A 16,320-nucleotide genomic window follows, 5' to 3' on the forward strand; every position below is an offset into this window, starting at 1 on the left:
CCTTCCACAGCCGCGCTACAGGGTTTCGCGCATGACGGCGAGCACGGCGTCTTCGTCGGGAAGCGGCGCGAGTGGATCGCCGTGAACGAAGATCCGCACCTGGATGAGCGCTTGGTGCAGCAGCATCCCGAGTCCGTGCACGACCGTGCCGCCCGCGGCGATCCAGCCGGCGGCGAGCGGCGACGGCCACGGGTCGTATGCGACGTCGAGCAGGGCCGCGGTGTGGACAAGGGTGTCGGATACTGCGACGCCGAGGTCCGTGCCACCGGGAACGGTGCTCACGACGAGCTCCGCCTCGCGCGCCAGCGCGAGCTCGTCGATGCGTGCCTCGTCGACCACGAGGCCCAGTCGCGAGCCGAGCCCGATCAGCTCCGCGGCGGCGCCCCGCCGTCGCACGAGCACCCGCACGTGCGCTGCGCCCAGCTCGGCCATCGCGACGAGTGCGGACGCGGCGGTAGCGCCGCCGCCGATCACGACCCCGTGATGCACGCGGGCGACACCTGCCTCACCGAGCGCGCGCACGATGCCAGCGACGTCGGTGTTGAATCCGCGCCGCCTGCCGTCCTCGAAGAGCACGGTGTTCGCTGCGCCGGCGAGCACCGCGAGCTCCTCGACGTCGTCGAGCAGCGGAAGCACGTCCTGCTTGAGCGGCATCGTGAGCGAGAGCCCCCGCCACGAGTCATCCAGTCCCTGGATGAATGCGGCGAGGCCATCGCCGCGCATCTCGATCGCGGAATACTCCCAATCGAGGCCGAGCAGCCGGTAGGCGGCGCGGTGGAGTCCCGGGCTCTTCGAGTGGGCGATCGGCGAACCGAGCACCGCGAGTCGGCGCATCGCGTCAGTCCCCGTACTCGGGGTGCTCGTCGAGCCAGGCGCGGAACCGCACGACGGCGGCCTCGTGCTCCTCGATCGTCGACGAGAACACCGTCTCACCGGAGTCGAGGTCGACCGTCACGAAGTACAGCCACGGTCCGTCGGCCGGATTGATCGCCGCGTCGATCGCGAGATCGCCTGGGTTGCCGATCGGACCGGGCGGCAGACCCGGATGCACGTAGGTGTTGTAGGGGTTCGCCGGGTCGGAGCGCTGGGCATCGGTCGTCGTGACGACGGAGTCGTCGCCGACGCCGTAGTGCACGGTCGAGTCGAACTGCAGGAGGCCGCTCTCGAAGAGCTCGGGGTTCAGCCGGTTCTCGATGACCCGCGACACCTTGTAGTAGTCGTCGCGGAGCCCTGCCTCACGCTCGATGAGCGAGGCCTTCACGACGGTGCGCCATCGGTCCTGCGGCGCGACCCCTGCAGCGTCGAGCGCCTGGAACGAGCGATCGACGAGCGTCTTCACGAGGTCGGGGGCCGTCATGCCCGGAGCGACGGTGTACGTGGCGGGGAACAGGAATCCCTCGACGCTCGTCGCCTCGGGAGGCAGGCTGAGCGCCCGCAGGTCGGCGGCCGCGGCCTGCAGCTCCTCGATCGGGATCTCGGAGACGGCCGCCGCCTCGGCGAGGGCGTTCTTCGCCCACATCCCCTCTTGGATGACGAACGTGTTCTCGAGCTTCTTCGTCGGGTCGAGGAGCGCGTCGAGCGCTGCCTGGGCGCTCATCTGCTCGGCCAGCTGGTACGCGCCCGGATGGAACTCGGGATCGGGCGACTGCTCGAGCAGCAGGTCGTAGAAGGCGTCGTAGGAGGCGGTGACTCCCTCGTCGACGAGGTTCTCGGCGATATCGGCGCCGGTGTCGCCTTCGTGGATCATGAAGATCACCTCGCCGGTGCCGGCTCCCGTGTAGTCCTCGGCGGGAGTGAATCGCTCGATGAGCGCGTTGATCGGGCCCTGGAGGAAGAAGAACGCGCCCACGGCGAGTGCGACGACGACGAGGAGTCCGACCAGGCACCCCCAAGGTCCCTTCCTGCGGGGCTTGTCGTCGTCGTGATACCCCCCGTGCTTGAGGGCGCGCCGCTCCGAACGGCTCAATCGACGCGAGGTGGGCTCGTCGTCGGGGTCGCCTGACCGCGGCTGTGGCTCCTCGCCCCATGGCAGAAGGATGTCCTCCTCATGCTCCTGCGGCTGCGAATCGGGGGGATCGAGCTGCCACTGGAACGGGGCCTCGTGCGCCGTCTGTTGTGGTGGGATGCCCTGCTGGCCGGCCTGCCATTGCGAAGCGGCCTGCTGCTCGGCCGGCCACTGTGGCGTACGTCGGTCATCGGACAGCGCGTGGGACGCCTGCTGTCGCTCGGCGGCCTCTTGGGCCATCTGCTGCTCGGGCGGGTGCTGCGCATGTGGCGGCGTCGTCGACGACCGGCCGGCTCCCTGCTGCTGCTCCTGCTCCTGCTGCTCCCGCTGCAGCAGGGCGGCCCTGCGCTGCTCGGCCTCCCGGGCCTCGCGGCGGGTCATCGGGGGGCGCTCGGATCCGCCGGCCGGCGAGGCAGGAGGAAGGTGGGTCACAGGGGGGACGACCCTTCGTCTGTCGTGAGCATCCGGCCGGGCTCCACGCCCGACGCCCGCTCCGTGTCGATGGCGTGTTGCAGAATGATAACGGCTGCAACTTGGTCGATGACTGGACGTTGGGTGCGACTCGACCGCCCCGAGGCCCGAAGCGCCTGCTGGGCGCTCACGGTGGAGAGCCGCTCATCGACGAGTCGCACGGATGCCCCGGCACGTGCCAGACGCTCGGCGAAGGCGACGGCATCGTCGGTCGATGCGGTCGCCGCACCCGACAACGAGAGCGGATGCCCCACCACGAGTTCGAAAGCGCCGAACTCCTCCGTGAGCTCGAGCACGCGGCGGATGTCGGCGTCGCCATCGGGCGCGCGCGGAACCGTCTCCACAGGCACGGCGAGGAGCGCCCCGGCATCGCAACGCGCGACACCGATGCGCGCTCGCCCCACATCGATGCCGAGCCGCACGCCCAGTCGCATCGTGTCTACCGGCCGAGCTCTCGTCGTACGGCGTCGAGCGCTGCAGGGATCGCCGACACGTCGTTGCCCCCGCCCTGTGCGAGGTCGGGCTTGCCGCCGCCACCGCCGCCGAGCACCGCGGCCATCGCCTTCGCGAGAGCGCCGGCGTTCGCGCCGGCGTCTCGAGCCGCGGGCGACGTCGCCACGATCGCGAGCGGCTTGCCGCCCACCTCGCCGGCCAGTGCCACGACGGATGCCACGGCGCCGAGCTGGGCTCGCACGGAGAGGGCCAGGGAGCGAAGCTCGTCGCCCGAGCCGAGCGTCCCGACCGATTCCGCCACGAGGAGCACGTCGCCCGTGCGCACGGCTTTCGCCGCAAGTGCCGGCACCCGGTCGTTCAGCGCCTTCGACTCGAAGGCCTGGATGCGCTTCTCGGCTGCCTTCAGGCTCGAGACGAGCTCGCCGACGCGGTCGACGAGTTGCTCGGGCCGCGTCTTCAGGGTCGAGGTGAGCTCGGAGACGAGCGCTCGCTCGGCGGCGAACCTGCGGAACGCCTCGAGCCCGACGAGCGATTCGACTCGACGGTTCGAAGCGCCGACGGATGACTCGCCGACGATGTTGATCATGCCGATCTCGGCACTCGTCGACACGTGCGTGCCGGCGCACAGCTCTCGCGACCATGGCCCGCCGATGTCGACGACACGTACGACGTCGCCGTACTTCTCGCCGAAGAGCGCCATCGCGCCGAGGGACTTCGCCTCGTCGAGCGGCATCTCGCGGGTGCGGACCTCGAGGTTGTCGCGAATCGCGGCGTTGGAGATCTCCTCGATCTCGCTGCGGGTCTCGGACGAGAGTGCCGAGTTCCAGCCGTAGTCGAGGCGCAGGTAGCCCGCCTTGTTGAACGATCCCGACTGGTGTGCGTTCGGCCCGAGCACCTGGCGGAGGGCCGCGTGCACGATGTGCGTGCCGGAGTGCGCCTGGGTGGCGCCCCGCCGGTATTGCTCGTCGACGAGCGTCGTCGCGGGCACTCCCACGCCGACCTCGCCGAGGCTGACCTTCACGGTGTGGCTGATGAGGCCCTTGATCGGCTTCTGCACGTCGAGCACCTCGAGCTCGAACCCGTCGCCGACGATGCGGCCCTGATCGGGCGCCTGACCGCCGGACTCGGCATAGAGCGAGGTCTCGGCGAGGATCACCTCGGCCGTCTGCCCCGCACTCGCTCGAGAGACGGGCCGGCCGTCGACGAGGAGCCCGAGCACGCTGGACTGCGTGGTCAGGTCGGAGTATCCGGTGAAGATCGTCTCGCCCTTGGCGCGGAAGTCCGCGTACACGGAGAGGTCGGCGAGCACCTTCTTCTTCGACTTCGCGTCGGCCTTCGCACGGCTGCGCTGGTCGGTCATGAGCGAGTCGAACGCCCCTCGATCGACCGCGAGGCCGGCTTCCTCGGCCATCTCGAGCGTCAGCTCGATCGGGAACCCGTAGGTGTCGTGCAGGAGGAAGGCGGTGTCGCCGGCGAGCTCCGCGCTGCCAGCGCGCTTGGTCTTCTCGACGGCGAGGTCGAGGATGCCCGTGCCCGCGGTGAGCGTGCGGAGGAACGTCTCCTCTTCGCCGAGCGCAAGCTGCTCGATGTGCGTGTAGTCGGTCGCGACCTCGGGGTAGGCCGCCTTCATCGCGTCACGCGATGCCGCGAACAGCTCGCGGAACGTCGGACCCTCCACTCCGAGGAGGCGCATGGCACGGATGCTGCGACGCAGGAGCCTGCGGAGGATGTAGCCGCGCCCCTCGTTCGACGGGCTCACGCCATCGCTCATGAGCATGAGCGCGGAGCGGATGTGGTCGGCGATGATGCGCATTCGCACATCGTCGTCGTGATCGGCTCCGTACCGACGCCCCGAGAGCTCCGCTGCGCGATCGAGCACGGGACGCACCTGGTCGATCTCGTACATGTTCTCGACGCCCTGCTTGATGAACGCGACGCGCTCGAGGCCCATGCCGGTGTCGATGTTCTTCTTCGGCAGCTCCCTGACGATGCGGAAGTCGGTCTTCGACTTCACGTCGTCGATGAGGTACTGCATGAACACGAGGTTCCAGATCTCGACATAGCGGTCGTCATCGGTGGCCGGGCCGCCGTCGGCACCATACGCGGGGCCGCGATCGAAGAAGATCTCCGAGCACGGGCCGGCAGGGCCGGGCTGGCCGGTGTGCCAGTAGTTCGTGTCTTTGTCGAGGCGCTGGATGCGCTCCTCGGGCAGGCCGGCGATCTGCTTCCAGAGCTCGATCGCCTCGTCGTCGTCTTTGTAGACGGTGACCCAGAGGTCGTTCGGGTCGAAGCCGTACCCGCCATCGGCCTCGGGAGTGGTGAGCAGCTCCCACGCCATGCCGATGGCGCCTTCCTTGAAGTAGTCGCCGAACGAGAAGTTGCCGTTCATCTGGAAGAACGTGCCGTGTCGCGGGGTCTTGCCGACTTCCTCGATGTCGTTCGTGCGGATGCACTTCTGCACGCTCGTGGCCCGCGGGTACGGCGCCGGAACCAACCCCGTGAGGTACGGCACGAACGGCACCATTCCGGCGACCGTGAAGAGCAGCGTCGGGTCGTCGGAGACGAGCGAGGCCGAGGGCACGACGGCGTGTCCGCGCTCGGCGAAGAAGTCCAGCCAACGCTGGCGGATGTCGGCAGTCTGCATGGTTCCGTTCTGGATCACGCCCGGGTCATCCGGGCCTCAACGTGGTCGGGCGCTCAGCGACCCGGGACTGCGTCGCCCGATTCGGCTCGCAGCTCGGCGTCGCGGGCGTGGTACCCCTCGGCGATGGCATTGCCGAATGCACGGGCCTTCGCGTCGATGGATGAGAAGAAGTCCTGACCCTGCTTGGTCTGGTTCATCTGGTGCGCGACGACGAACCCGGCTGCAACGCCGGCGGTGAACCACAGAATGCTCTTCACGGAATGCTCCCTGCTCGATCTCTCGCCGATGCGGTGCGCTCGGCACGCCTCGAACCAGTCTAGTGGCGCGCAATGCGGGCGCCGAAGACGGAACAGGGGCCGCGGGAAACCCCGCGACCCCTGTTCTGATGCCGTTGCGTCAGCGAGCGGCGTAGTACTCCACGACGAGCTGCACGTCACACGTGACGGGGACCTCGGCGCGCTTCGGGCGACGCAGGAGGCGGGCCTGGAGCTTGTCGAGCTCGACCTCGAGGTAACCCGGCACACGCGGGAGCAGGTCGACGTGACCGCCTGCGGCCGCGACCTGGAAGGGCTCGGTGCCCTCGCTGCGTGCCTTGACGTGCACGAGCTGACCCGGCTTCACGCGGAACGAGGGACGGTCGACGAGCTGGCCGTCGACGAGGATGTGGCGGTGCACCACGAACTGGCGAGCCTGCGTGATGGTGCGGGCGAAGCCGGCGCGGAGCACGAGCGCGTCGAGGCGCATCTCGAGCAGCTCGACGAGGTTCTCACCCGTCAGGCCCTCGGTGCGGCGGGCCTCGTTGAACGCGATGCGAAGCTGCTTCTCGCGGATGCCGTACTGGGCGCGAAGACGCTGCTTCTCGCGCAGACGCACGGCGTAGTCGGAGTCGGTCTTGCGCTTGGTGCGGCCGTGCTCACCGGGAGCGTAGGGACGCTTCTCCATGTAGCGGGCGGCCTTCGGGGTCAGGGCGACGCCGAGTGCGCGGGAGAGGCGGGTCTTGCTGCGTGACTGGTTCGACACGAATGTCCTTTCGGAAGAATCTCAAACGGTTGGTTCCAGGCGCGCTGGGCGCCGGAAGTCTTGTCAGAGGGGTTCGCCACGGGCAGACCGGCTACAGGTCTCGCCCCTTCACCGTGGAAACCGCGCAGCCGCACGCGAGAATCAGGCTTCAGGCCAACGGATATGCTATCACGCCGAAGGCCCGTTGCCCACGCGCCATCGCCAGTATCAGCGCTCGCCGCGCACGATGCGCCTGATCTTCGCGAGACGGGCCGAGACGTCGCGCTCGTTGCCGTGCTCGGTCGGCTCGTAGTACACCGCGCCGCGGAGCGACTCGGGCAGGTACTCCTGCGCAACGACGCCGATCGCATCGTCGTGCGGATACCGATAGCCCTTGCCGTGCCCGAGCCGCTTGGCGCCGGGATAGTGCGCGTCGCGGAGGTGCTTGGGCACACGCCCCGCCTTGCCCTCGCGCACGTCGGCGATGGCTCGGTCGATGCCCATATAGGCGGCGTTCGACTTCGGCGCCGTCGCCAGGTGCACGACCGCTTGCGCAAGTGGGATGCGGCCCTCGGGCATGCCGATGTACTGCACGGCATCGGCTGCTGCCACCGCGACGCCGAGCGCACTCGGATCGGCGAGGCCGATGTCTTCGGAGGCGAGCACGATGATGCGCCGCGCGATGAACCGTGGATCTTCGCCCGCCTCGATCATGCGGGCGAGGTAGTGCAGGGACGCGTCGACGTCGCTCCCCCGCACCGACTTGATGAACGCGCTGATCACGTCGTAGTGCTCGTCGCCGTTGCGGTCGTAGCGGAGCAGCGCGCGGTCGACGGCGCGCGCCACGATGTCGGCGGTGATGACGGGCTTCGCGGGTGCTGCGGCATCCGTCTCGGCGTCGTCGGTCGCCGACGATTCGTCTTCGGCCGCCGGCGTGGACTGCGCGGCCGCCACGGATGCCGCCTCGAGGGCCGTGAGCGCGCGGCGGGCGTCGCCCGAGGCGAGCCGGATGATCGCGGCACGTGCCTCGGCATCGAGCTCGAACCTGCCTGCCAGCCCACGCGGATCTTCGACCGCGCGGTCGACGAGCACGCCGAGGTCGTCGTCGGTGAGGAGTTCGAGCGTGAGCAGGAGCGAACGCGACAGGAGCGGCGAGATGACCGAGAACGACGGATTCTCGGTGGTCGCGGCGACGAGGATGACCCAACCGTTCTCGACTCCCGGCAGCAGGGCGTCTTGCTGGGCCTTCGTGAAGCGGTGGATCTCGTCGAGGAAGAGCACCGTGGAGAGCCCGTACAGATCGCGGCTCGCTCGCGCCTCCTCCATCACCTGGCGGACGTCGCGCACTCCGGCGCTCACGGCCGAGAGCTCGACGAATTTACGCCCCGATGAGCGCGCGATCGCCTGCGCGAGCGTGGTCTTGCCCGTTCCGGGCGGCCCCCACAGGATGACGGAGACGGAGCCGGACTCGCCCGAGCGGTCGCCGGCGAGTGCCACGAGCGGCGAACCCGGGGTGAGGAGGTGTCGCTGGCCGGCGACCTCGTCGAGGCTCGTCGGTCGCATGCGCACCGCGAGGGGGGTAGCGCCGGAGCGCAGGCCCGGGCCGGAGTCCACCATGCTTCTCAGCGTAGTCGCGGCATCCGACATGGAAACCCGGTGCGTGGAAGCCGCGCAACGTCGAGGTTCGAGGGTGCCGGCGGGTCGGCGATTGGTGCGCACACCGGGGCTTGCGTAGAGTCGGCACGCAGGAGTCCCGAGAAGGAGCATGCGTGGCATCGAACGACCGACAGGCGCGTGAAGAACGAGCGCGCCTGCGCACCTACCAGGCCCGGCAGGAAGTGCACGTCCGAAAGCAGCGCCGCCGCACTCGCGACAACGTCATCGCGAGCCTCGCGCTCGTCGTCGTGCTCGCCCTCGCGACGGGCGCGCAGCTCTTCTACTTCAGCGGCGGACCGGGCGCGACCGAGCCGGCGGCGACCGAGACGCCCGCGCCGTCCACGCCTCCCGGCGAGAACCATGGCGACGTGCCCTCCGCCGACCTCGCAGAAGGACGCACCTGGACCGGCACGCTCACGCTCAACGACATCCCACTCGGGATCGAGCTCGACGGTGCCGCCGCGCCGCAGGCCGCCTCGAGCGAGATCAACCTGATCCAGGCGGGCTTCTACAACGGGCTCGGCTGCCACCGCCTGACGAAAGACAACATCTGGGTGCTCCAGTGCGGTGACCCGGTCGGCGATGGCAGCGGTGGTCCCGGCTACAGCTACGGCCCCATCGAGAACGCGCCCGCCGACAACCAGTACCCCGCCGGCACGATCGCGATCGCCCGCCAGCAGCAGAACGCCTACAGCCAGGGCAGCCAGTTCTTCATCGTCTACGAAGACACGACCCTCACGGCCGATGAGGCCGGCGGGTACACCGTCGTCGGTCGCGTCACGAGCGGGCTCGGCGCGCTCCGAGCGGGCATCACCGACGCCGGCACGGCCGACGGCCAGAGCGACGGCGCCCCCGCGGTGCCCGTCACGATCAGCGGGTTCACGATCGAGTGACGATCCGCGCCGCCTGTGAGCGGTGCAATAGGCTTGATGCCGCAACGCCGCCCCCGGGCGGCACCCGACCTATGACAAGGTGAGGCCGTGTCCGAATCAGAGCAGCAACCGTGGGGCCGCGTCGACGAGACGGGCACCGTCTTCGTGCGGACGAACGAGGGCGAGCGTGCCGTCGGTCAATATCCCGACGGCTCGGCTGAGGAGGCCATGGCGTACTTCGAGCGCAAGTACGCCGATCTCGCCGGACAGGTGACCCTGCTCGAGCAGCGCGTTCGCAGGGGCGCTCCGGCCGCGGATGTCGCGAAGGCCGTGACGAAGCTGCGCGAGTCGGTGGCCGAGGCCAAAGCCGTCGGCGACCTCGAGGCACTCGCGCGCCGCCTCGAGGCGCTCTCCGGCACCGCACAGGAGCTCACCGAGCAGCAGCAGGCTGAGGCGAAGGCCGCGGTGGCCGAGGCGATCGCCGAGCGCACCAAGGTCGTCGAGCAGGCCGAGGCGCTGGCCGCGCAAGATCCCGCCAAGACGCAGTGGAAGCAGGCCACCGCCGAGCTCGACGAGCTCTTCGCGACGTGGCAACGCCAGCAGCAAGATGGTCCCCGCCTGCCGAAGAACGAGGCCAACGAACTCTGGAAGCGCTTCCGCACCGCGCGATCGACGATCGAGCAGCACCGCAAGGCGTTCTTCGCCGAACTCGACGCCGCCCATCGCGACGTGCGGTCGCGCAAGCAGCAGCTCATCGAGCGTGCCGAGGCCCTCGCGCCCCGTGGCGCCGACGCCGTGGCCGACTACCGCAGCCTGCTCGACGAGTGGAAGCTCGCGGGCCGCGCCGGCAAGAAGCTCGACGACACGCTGTGGGCGAAGTTCAAGGCAGCCGGCGACGTGCTCTTCCAGGCCAAGGCCGAGATCGACGCTCAAGAGGACGAGGCCTACCAGGCGAACCTCACCGAGAAGCTCGCGCTGCTCGATGAGGCCGAGAAGCTCCTCACCGAGCGCGACCCGAAGCAGGCGCGTTCGTCCCTGAACCGCCTCCAGCGCGCATGGGACGAGATCGGAAAGGTCCCCCGCGACCAGATCCGCGTCGTCGAAGACCGACTCCGCAAGGTCGAGACGCACGTGCGGTCGCTCGAAGACGAGCACTGGCAGCGCGAAGATCCCGAGAAGAAGGCTCGATCCGAGGGCATGCTCGGCCAGCTCCAAGACGCCATCGCCAAGCTCGAAGACGAACTCGCCGCCGCTGAGGCATCGGGTGACGCGAAAGCGGCGGCCACCGCCCGCGAGGCGCTCGAGGCTCGACGCGCATGGCTGAAGGCCGTCGGCGGCTGATTCGCCGCGGGCGGTTCACGTCCGACCTCCGAGCGCCGAGCGGCGCACCGCAAGCCGCTCGGCGCCGCTGACTCTGCCGCGGCGTCACGCCGCGACTCTCGGTTGTCCACAGTTCAGGGCTCAACGGCATTCTGCTGGCCGGATTGCCGCACCATGGGCTCCATGGCTCGACTCCCCGCGGTGCTCGGCACCGATGATCTCCCCCTCGCCGAACTCTGCGCGGCGCGCATCGACGGCGAGCTCGTCGCGATCGACGACGGCTGGAGCCCGATCGACGAACCCGACCTTCCCTCCCTTCGCGCGGCCGTCGTAGCGCTTCGCTCACCCCGGGCACTCGTGATCGAGCGCCTGTCGGCCGCCTGGGTCTACGGCGCGCTGCATGCTCCTCCGGCGATCGCGCAGTTCTGCGTGCCGCACCGGTCGAGGATCGCGGTCATCAGCGATCATCGGTCGATCGTTCGCGAGGTCACGATCGACGAGGCCGACATCGTCGACTTCGGCGCCTCCCGCTGCACGTCCGTCGCCCGCACCGCATTCGACCTCTTGCGCGAGTCCGCGCTCACCGACGACGAGTCCGAATCCGTGGTCGCGGCGCTCTTCGCCGACCGCCCGGGCCTTGCCGATGAGGTGCAGCTGCGATTCGACGAGGCCCGGCGGATGCCGCACAAGCTGCGCGCGCTCGAACGCCTCGACCGTGCACGGCTCGCCGGGTCAGTGCGGCAGGCTCAGCCGTCGCTCACCCGATAGACGTCGTAGACCGCATCGATGCGGCGCACGGCGTTGAGCACGCGATCGAGGTGCGTCGTGTCGCCCATCTCGAAGACGAATCTGCTGATCGCCAGGCGATCGGTCGAGGTGGAGACGTTCGCCGAGAGGATGTTGACGTGGTGTTCCGAGAGCACGCGCGTGACATCCGACAGCAATCCGGCACGATCGAGGGCTTCGATCTGGATGTGCACGAGGAAGATGCTCTTCGAGCTCGGCGCCCACTCCACGTCGATCATGCGCTCGGGCTCGCGCATCAACGACTGCACGTTGTGGCAGTTCGCCTGGTGCACCGAGACGCCCGAGCCTCTCGTGATGAAGCCGACGATGGCGTCACCGGGAACCGGTGTGCAACAACGCGCGAGCTTCACGAGGATGTCGGGAGCTCCGCGCACGAGCACACCCGAGTCCGAGCTGCGTGGCAGCGGGCGCGAGCGCACCGGGATCGGCAGGTCGGGTTCGTCGCCTTCATCGACGTCGCGCACGAGCGCGACGACCTTTTCGAGCACCGACTGGGTCGAGACGTGCCCCTCGCCGACCGCGGCATACAGCGACGAGACGTCGTCGTAGTGCAGCTGTGCTGCAACCTCGGCGAACGACTCCTGGCTCATCAGCTTCTGCAGCGGCAGGTTCTGCTTGCGCATGGCACGTGCGATCGCATCGCGGCCCTGCTCGATCGCCTCGTCGCGTCGTTCCTTCGTGAACCACTGGCGGATCTTGTTCCGGGCACGCGGGCTCTTCACGAAGCCCAGCCAGTCCTTGCTGGGGCCCGAGTCGGGGTTCTTCGACGTGAACACCTCGACGACGTCGCCGCTCGACAGCTCGCTCTCGAGCGGCACGAGCCGGCCGTTGACCTTCGCGCCCATCGTGCGGTGCCCGACCTCGGTGTGCACCGCGTAGGCGAAGTCGACAGGAGTGGAGCCGGCGGGAAGGCCGATCACGCGGCCCTTCGGCGTGAAGACGTAGACCTCCTTGGCGCCGATCTCGAACCGCAGCGAGTCGAGGAACTCCCCCGGATCGGCGGTCTCGGCCTGCCAATCGGAGATGTGCGCGAGCCAGGCCATGTCGGTCTCGCTCTGGCCGCCCGTCTGCTTGTCGGCGGTACGGCCCGCGGCGAGCCGCTCCTTGTACTTCCAGTGCGCCGCGACGCCGAACTCGGCGCGCTGGTGCATGTCGTGCGTTCGGATCTGGATTTCGACCGCGCGACCCTTGGGGCCGATGACAGTCGTGTGCAGCGACTGGTACAGGTTGAACTTCGGTGTGGCGATGTAGTCCTTGAAACGACCCGGCAGCGGGGTCCATCGTGCATGGATCGCACCGAGCACGGCATAGCAGTCACGCACCGAGTTGACGAGCACGCGGATGCCGACGAGGTCGTAGATCTCATCGAAGTCCCGGCCGCGCACGATCATCTTCTGGTAGATCGAGTAGTACTGCTTCGGGCGCCCCACGACCTTGCCACGGATCTTCGCGCTCTTCAGGTCGTCGTTCACGAGGTCGATGACGTTCTGCACGAACTCCTCGCGCTGCGGGGTGCGCTGCTTCACGAGGCTCTCGATCTCGGCGTAGAGCTTGGGGTACAGCACCGCGAACGAGAGGTCTTCGAGCTCGAGCTTGATGGCCTGGATACCGAGCCGGTGCGCGAGCGGCGCATAGATCTCGAGCGTCTCGGTGGCCTTGCGCGCCGCGGACTCCGCCGGGACGAATCCCCAGGTGCGGGCGTTGTGCAGTCGGTCGGCGAGCTTGATGATGAGCACGCGGATGTCCTTCGACATCGCGACGATCATCTTGCGAACGGTCTCCGCCTGCGTGGAGTCGCCGTACTTGACCTTGTCGAGCTTCGTGACGCCGTCGACGAGCATCGCGATCTCGTCGCCGAAGTCGGCCCGCACCTGATCGAGCGTGTACGACGTGTCTTCCACAGTGTCGTGCAGCAGCGCCGCAGCGATGGTCTTCGACCCGATGCCGAGGTCGGCGAGGATCTGCGCGACCGCGACGGGATGCGTGATGTAGGGCTCACCACTCTTGCGCTTCTGGCCCTCGTGCGCGCGCTCCGCCACGGTATAGGCGCGCTCGACGAGCGAGATGTCGGCTTTCGGGTGATGCATCCGCACGGTACGCAGCAGCGTGTCGACGGCCCCGGAGGGCTGCGCCTTCGAGAAGATGCGTGGCACCAGACGGCGCAGCGATGCCGTCGAGTTGACCCCGGTCTCCGTCATCGCTCAGCACCTCCAGAACTCAATTATCGCCGTTCCGGAGTGCCGCCCCCGCCGGCAGGCTGACGCCTGACGCGAACATCATGTGGCAGGCAACGCCTCGAGGTCGGCATTCGCGGAGGTCGCGCGCTCGCGCTCCTTCAGCACCTTCTGGTCGTGGCGGCTGATCGCGGCCTCACCCTCGCGCAATTGCGAGTAGAGCGGAGCGGCGATGAAGACCGTCGACCACGTGCCCACGATGATGCCGATGAGCAGTGCGAGCGAGATGTCGCGGAGCGTGTCAGCCCCGAGCACTCCAGCGCCGATGAACAGGATCGCCGCGACCGGCAGAGCCGCCACGATACTCGTGTTGATGGAACGAACGAGCGTCTGGTTCACCGCGAGGTTCACCGACTCGGCGAACGTGCGACGCGATTCGGTGCCGTCCTCTGCCGTGTTCTCGCGGATCTTGTCGAACACGACGACCGTGTCGTACAGCGAGTAGCTGAGGATCGTCAGGACGCCGATCATGGCTGCGGGGGTGATCTCGAACCCGACCGCGGCATAGACGCCGACCGTGACCACGAGGTCGCCGACCAATGCGAGCATCGCGGCAACCGACATCTTCCACGTGCGGAAGTAGAGCGCCATGATGACGAAGGCGAGCAACAGGAACGCGACGAGGCCGACGACTGCCTGCCGGGTGACATCCGCACCCCAGCTCGGTCCGATGAAGGAGGACGTGACCTCTGACTCGGCTACGCCGTAGGCCTCGGCGAGTGCCGAGCTGACCGCTCGAGAGTCGTCTTGCGCAAGCTGGTCAGTCTGCACGCGCACGCCCTCGGAGCCGACGATGGTGACCTTCGCCGCCGTGTCGGGCACGATCTCGGCGACCGCTTCGATCGCGGGCTCAGGAGCGGCATCCGTAACACCGGAGATCTGGAACTGCGAACCGCCGCGGAACTCGATGCCGAAGTTGAATCCGCTCACCACCGGCACGAGCACCGAGAGGATGATCAGCACCCCGGCGATCGCGTACCACTTCTTGCGTCCGCCGACGAAGTTGAACGAGCGCTTGCCCGTGTAGAGGTCGTTGCCGAAGGTCGTGAGGCGACTGGCCATCAGGACTCCTTCCCGTCGTTCGACGTAGAGCCGGCACCGACGGATGCGGCCTTGCGCTCGGCGATGGTCTGGCGGCGCTGCGCCTCCTTCGAGCTCGACGCCACCTTTCGCGGTGCGACCGCGACGGGCTTGCGGAACTCAGCACGGCCACGGTAAACCGCGCCGAGGGCGTTCGGATCGAGTCCGGACCACGGGTGACCGCTCGAGAAGAACCTCGTCTGCGCGAGCAGCTGCAGCATGGGGTGGGTGAAGAGGATCACGACGAGGACGTCGATGATCGTCGTGAGTCCGAGCGTGTAGGCGAAGCCCTTCACGTTGCCGACCGCGAGGATGAAGAGCACGACTGCCGCGAGGAGGTTCACGCCCTTCGACGCGAGCACCGTGCGGAAGGCGCGCTTCCAGCCGGCTTCGACGGCGCCGACGATGGGTCTGCCGTCGCGAAGCTCGTCTCTCACACGTTCGAAGTAGACGATGAACGAGTCGGCCGTGAATCCGATCGCGACGATCAGTCCGGCGATGCCGGCGAGCGAGAGTCGATAGCCCTGACGCCACGACAGGATCGTGATCAGGAGATAGGTGATGATGCCGGCGATGATGAGCGACGCGATGGTCACCGTGCCGAGCAGGCGGTACTGGAAGAGCGTGTAGATGACCACGAGGATCAGGCCGATCAGGCCCGCGACGAGGCCGCTCTGCAGCTGCGACGTGCCGAGCGTGGCCGAGATGGTATCGGACGACTGCACCGTGAAGCTGATCGGCAAGGCGCCGAACTTCAACTGGTCGGCCAGCGCCTTCGACGACTCCTGCGTGAAGCTGCCCGTGATCTGCGGTCGCCCGTCGGTGATCGCACCGTTCATCTGAGGTGCCGTGAGCACGGCTCCGTCGAGCACGAACGCGAACTGGTCGCGCGGCGAGGCGCCTTCGCCCTGCAGGCCGAAGAGTCGGGTGCTGACCTTGGCGAAGTCCTCGGTGCCCTTGGCGTCGAAGACGATGTTGACCGCCCACTGGCCGGTCGAAGCGCCCGTCTGGGTCGACACGGTGCCGTTCGTCGCGTCGACGATGTTCTCGCCGCTCGCCTCGACGGGTCCGAGGAGGTACTTCGCGCTGCGTGCGACGTCGCAGGTCACGAGCGGCTCGTCGGTCGGCGCGACATTCGTGGATGCTTCATCCATCGTCGAGCAATTGAAGCTGTCGAACTGGTCTTGCAGTGCTGGAGTGATCCACGCGAGGTCGCTGCCGTCGGTGGGCTCCGCCGTCGGCGTCGACTCGAGCTCCTCGGCCGCGCCGTCGGTGGGCTCGGGGCTCGCACTCGGATCGATCGACTCGTTCGTGGCGACATCCGCGAGGAGCACGGCGCGCAGTTCGAGCTTCGCCGACTGCTCGATGCGGGCCCGGGTCTGGTCGTCGAGCTCCCCGGGGATGCGAACGACGACGTTCGAGCCCTCGGTGTTGATCTCGGCCTCGGCCACACCGGAGGCGTCGACGCGCTGGCGGATGATCGAGACGGCCTGGTCGAGCTGCTCCTGCGAGACGGTCTCACCGCTCTCGACCTTGGGCGCGAGGATGATCTGGGTGCCGCCCTCGAGGTCGAGGGCGAGCTTCGGCGACCATGACCCGTCGCCCCAGATCACTCCGGCCGCGTTGATGCCGAAGAGCAAGGCGATGATGACGCCCAGCCAGGTGAGCGAACGCCAGGCCTTCCGGACAGGCGTCGGGCGGGATGACCGCTTCGATGGTGCAGCCACGTTTCTGCTTTCTCTGCAGGAGCCCGCGCGACGACGCGCGAGCCGAGCCTCG

13 protein-coding genes are annotated in these 16,320 nt (G+C 68.4%); 3 read left to right on the plus strand and 10 right to left on the minus strand.

Annotated features, from left to right (window positions below; translation table 11 throughout):
* Nucleotides 1–15: 15 nt before the first annotated feature.
* The 7 genes from ESP51_RS11660 to ESP51_RS11690 form a co-directional block, all read right to left on the minus strand.
* Nucleotides 16–834: a shikimate dehydrogenase gene (locus ESP51_RS11660; RefSeq protein ID WP_129521075.1), complete on the minus strand. Its 819-nt coding sequence runs from the start codon at nucleotides 832–834 to the stop codon at nucleotides 16–18.
* Between the two features lie 4 nt (nucleotides 835–838).
* Nucleotides 839–2,386 carry an endolytic transglycosylase MltG gene (gene mltG, locus ESP51_RS11665; RefSeq protein ID WP_129521076.1) on the minus strand — a complete coding sequence of 516 codons (1,548 nt, stop codon included), beginning with the start codon at nucleotides 2,384–2,386 and terminating at the stop codon, nucleotides 839–841.
* Between the two features lie 47 nt (nucleotides 2,387–2,433).
* Nucleotides 2,434–2,910 carry a Holliday junction resolvase RuvX gene (gene ruvX, locus ESP51_RS11670; protein WP_129521077.1) on the minus strand — a complete coding sequence of 159 codons (477 nt, stop codon included), beginning with the start codon at nucleotides 2,908–2,910 and terminating at the stop codon, nucleotides 2,434–2,436.
* Nucleotides 2,911–2,915: 5 nt separating this feature from the next.
* Nucleotides 2,916–5,573, minus strand: coding sequence for an alanine--tRNA ligase (gene alaS / locus ESP51_RS11675; RefSeq protein ID WP_129521078.1), 2,658 nt, complete (start codon nucleotides 5,571–5,573; stop codon nucleotides 2,916–2,918).
* Between the two features lie 53 nt (nucleotides 5,574–5,626).
* Complete coding sequence (locus ESP51_RS11680) at nucleotides 5,627–5,830, minus strand: hypothetical protein (protein WP_129521079.1); 204 nt, start codon at nucleotides 5,828–5,830, stop codon at nucleotides 5,627–5,629.
* A gap of 139 nt (nucleotides 5,831–5,969) precedes the next feature.
* Nucleotides 5,970–6,593, minus strand: a complete 624-nt coding sequence (rpsD, locus tag ESP51_RS11685; RefSeq protein ID WP_129521080.1) for a 30S ribosomal protein S4 — start codon at nucleotides 6,591–6,593, stop codon at nucleotides 5,970–5,972.
* Between the two features lie 207 nt (nucleotides 6,594–6,800).
* Nucleotides 6,801–8,189 (minus strand): replication-associated recombination protein A, encoded by a 1,389-nt coding sequence (locus ESP51_RS11690; protein ID WP_129521081.1) that lies wholly within the window; start codon nucleotides 8,187–8,189, stop codon nucleotides 6,801–6,803.
* A gap of 152 nt (nucleotides 8,190–8,341) precedes the next feature.
* Between ESP51_RS11690 and ESP51_RS11695 the strand changes: the two genes are divergently transcribed.
* The 3 genes from ESP51_RS11695 (at nucleotide 8,342) to ESP51_RS11705 (ending at nucleotide 11,188) form a co-directional block, all read left to right on the plus strand.
* Nucleotides 8,342–9,121, plus strand: a complete 780-nt coding sequence (locus ESP51_RS11695; protein WP_129521082.1) for a peptidylprolyl isomerase — start codon at nucleotides 8,342–8,344, stop codon at nucleotides 9,119–9,121.
* Between the two features lie 87 nt (nucleotides 9,122–9,208).
* Nucleotides 9,209–10,441, plus strand: a complete 1,233-nt coding sequence (locus ESP51_RS11700) for a DUF349 domain-containing protein (protein ID WP_129521083.1) — start codon at nucleotides 9,209–9,211, stop codon at nucleotides 10,439–10,441.
* Between the two features lie 162 nt (nucleotides 10,442–10,603).
* Nucleotides 10,604–11,188 carry a hypothetical protein gene (locus ESP51_RS11705; protein WP_129521084.1) on the plus strand — a complete coding sequence of 195 codons (585 nt, stop codon included), beginning with the start codon at nucleotides 10,604–10,606 and terminating at the stop codon, nucleotides 11,186–11,188.
* Here ESP51_RS11705 and ESP51_RS11710 read toward each other — a convergent pair.
* The 3 genes from ESP51_RS11710 to secD form a co-directional block, all read right to left on the minus strand.
* Nucleotides 11,167–13,425, minus strand: coding sequence for a RelA/SpoT family protein (locus ESP51_RS11710; RefSeq protein ID WP_129521085.1), 2,259 nt, complete (start codon nucleotides 13,423–13,425; stop codon nucleotides 11,167–11,169). The two genes, ESP51_RS11705 and ESP51_RS11710, sit on opposite strands and share 22 nt — an antisense overlap.
* 78 nt (nucleotides 13,426–13,503) lie before the next feature.
* Complete coding sequence (gene secF, locus ESP51_RS11715) at nucleotides 13,504–14,523, minus strand: protein translocase subunit SecF (protein ID WP_129521086.1); 1,020 nt, start codon at nucleotides 14,521–14,523, stop codon at nucleotides 13,504–13,506.
* Nucleotides 14,523–16,268 carry a protein translocase subunit SecD gene (gene secD, locus ESP51_RS11720; RefSeq protein ID WP_241843131.1) on the minus strand — a complete coding sequence of 582 codons (1,746 nt, stop codon included), beginning with the start codon at nucleotides 16,266–16,268 and terminating at the stop codon, nucleotides 14,523–14,525. The genes secF and secD overlap by 1 nt, the downstream gene beginning before the upstream one ends.
* Nucleotides 16,269–16,320: the final 52 nt, after the last annotated feature.

Origin of the sequence: Agromyces albus (genome assembly GCF_004134825.1) — a bacterium.
GTDB lineage: Bacteria > Actinomycetota > Actinomycetes > Actinomycetales > Microbacteriaceae > Agromyces > Agromyces albus.

Coding starts and splice junctions, on each gene's coding strand:
- ruvX (WP_129521077.1), bottom strand. CDS start 2,910: ATGCGACTGGGCGTGCGGCTCGGCATCGATGTGGGGCGAGCGCGCATC.
- ESP51_RS11690 (WP_129521081.1), bottom strand. CDS start 8,189: ATGGTGGACTCCGGCCCGGGCCTGCGCTCCGGCGCTACCCCCCTCGCG.
- alaS (WP_129521078.1), bottom strand. CDS start 5,573: ATGCAGACTGCCGACATCCGCCAGCGTTGGCTGGACTTCTTCGCCGAG.
- ESP51_RS11710 (WP_129521085.1), bottom strand. CDS start 13,425: ATGACGGAGACCGGGGTCAACTCGACGGCATCGCTGCGCCGTCTGGTG.
- mltG (WP_129521076.1), bottom strand. CDS start 2,386: ATGACCCGCCGCGAGGCCCGGGAGGCCGAGCAGCGCAGGGCCGCCCTG.
- ESP51_RS11660 (WP_129521075.1), bottom strand. CDS start 834: ATGCGCCGACTCGCGGTGCTCGGTTCGCCGATCGCCCACTCGAAGAGC.
- ESP51_RS11705 (WP_129521084.1), top strand. CDS start 10,604: ATGGCTCGACTCCCCGCGGTGCTCGGCACCGATGATCTCCCCCTCGCC.
- secF (WP_129521086.1), bottom strand. CDS start 14,523: ATGGCCAGTCGCCTCACGACCTTCGGCAACGACCTCTACACGGGCAAG.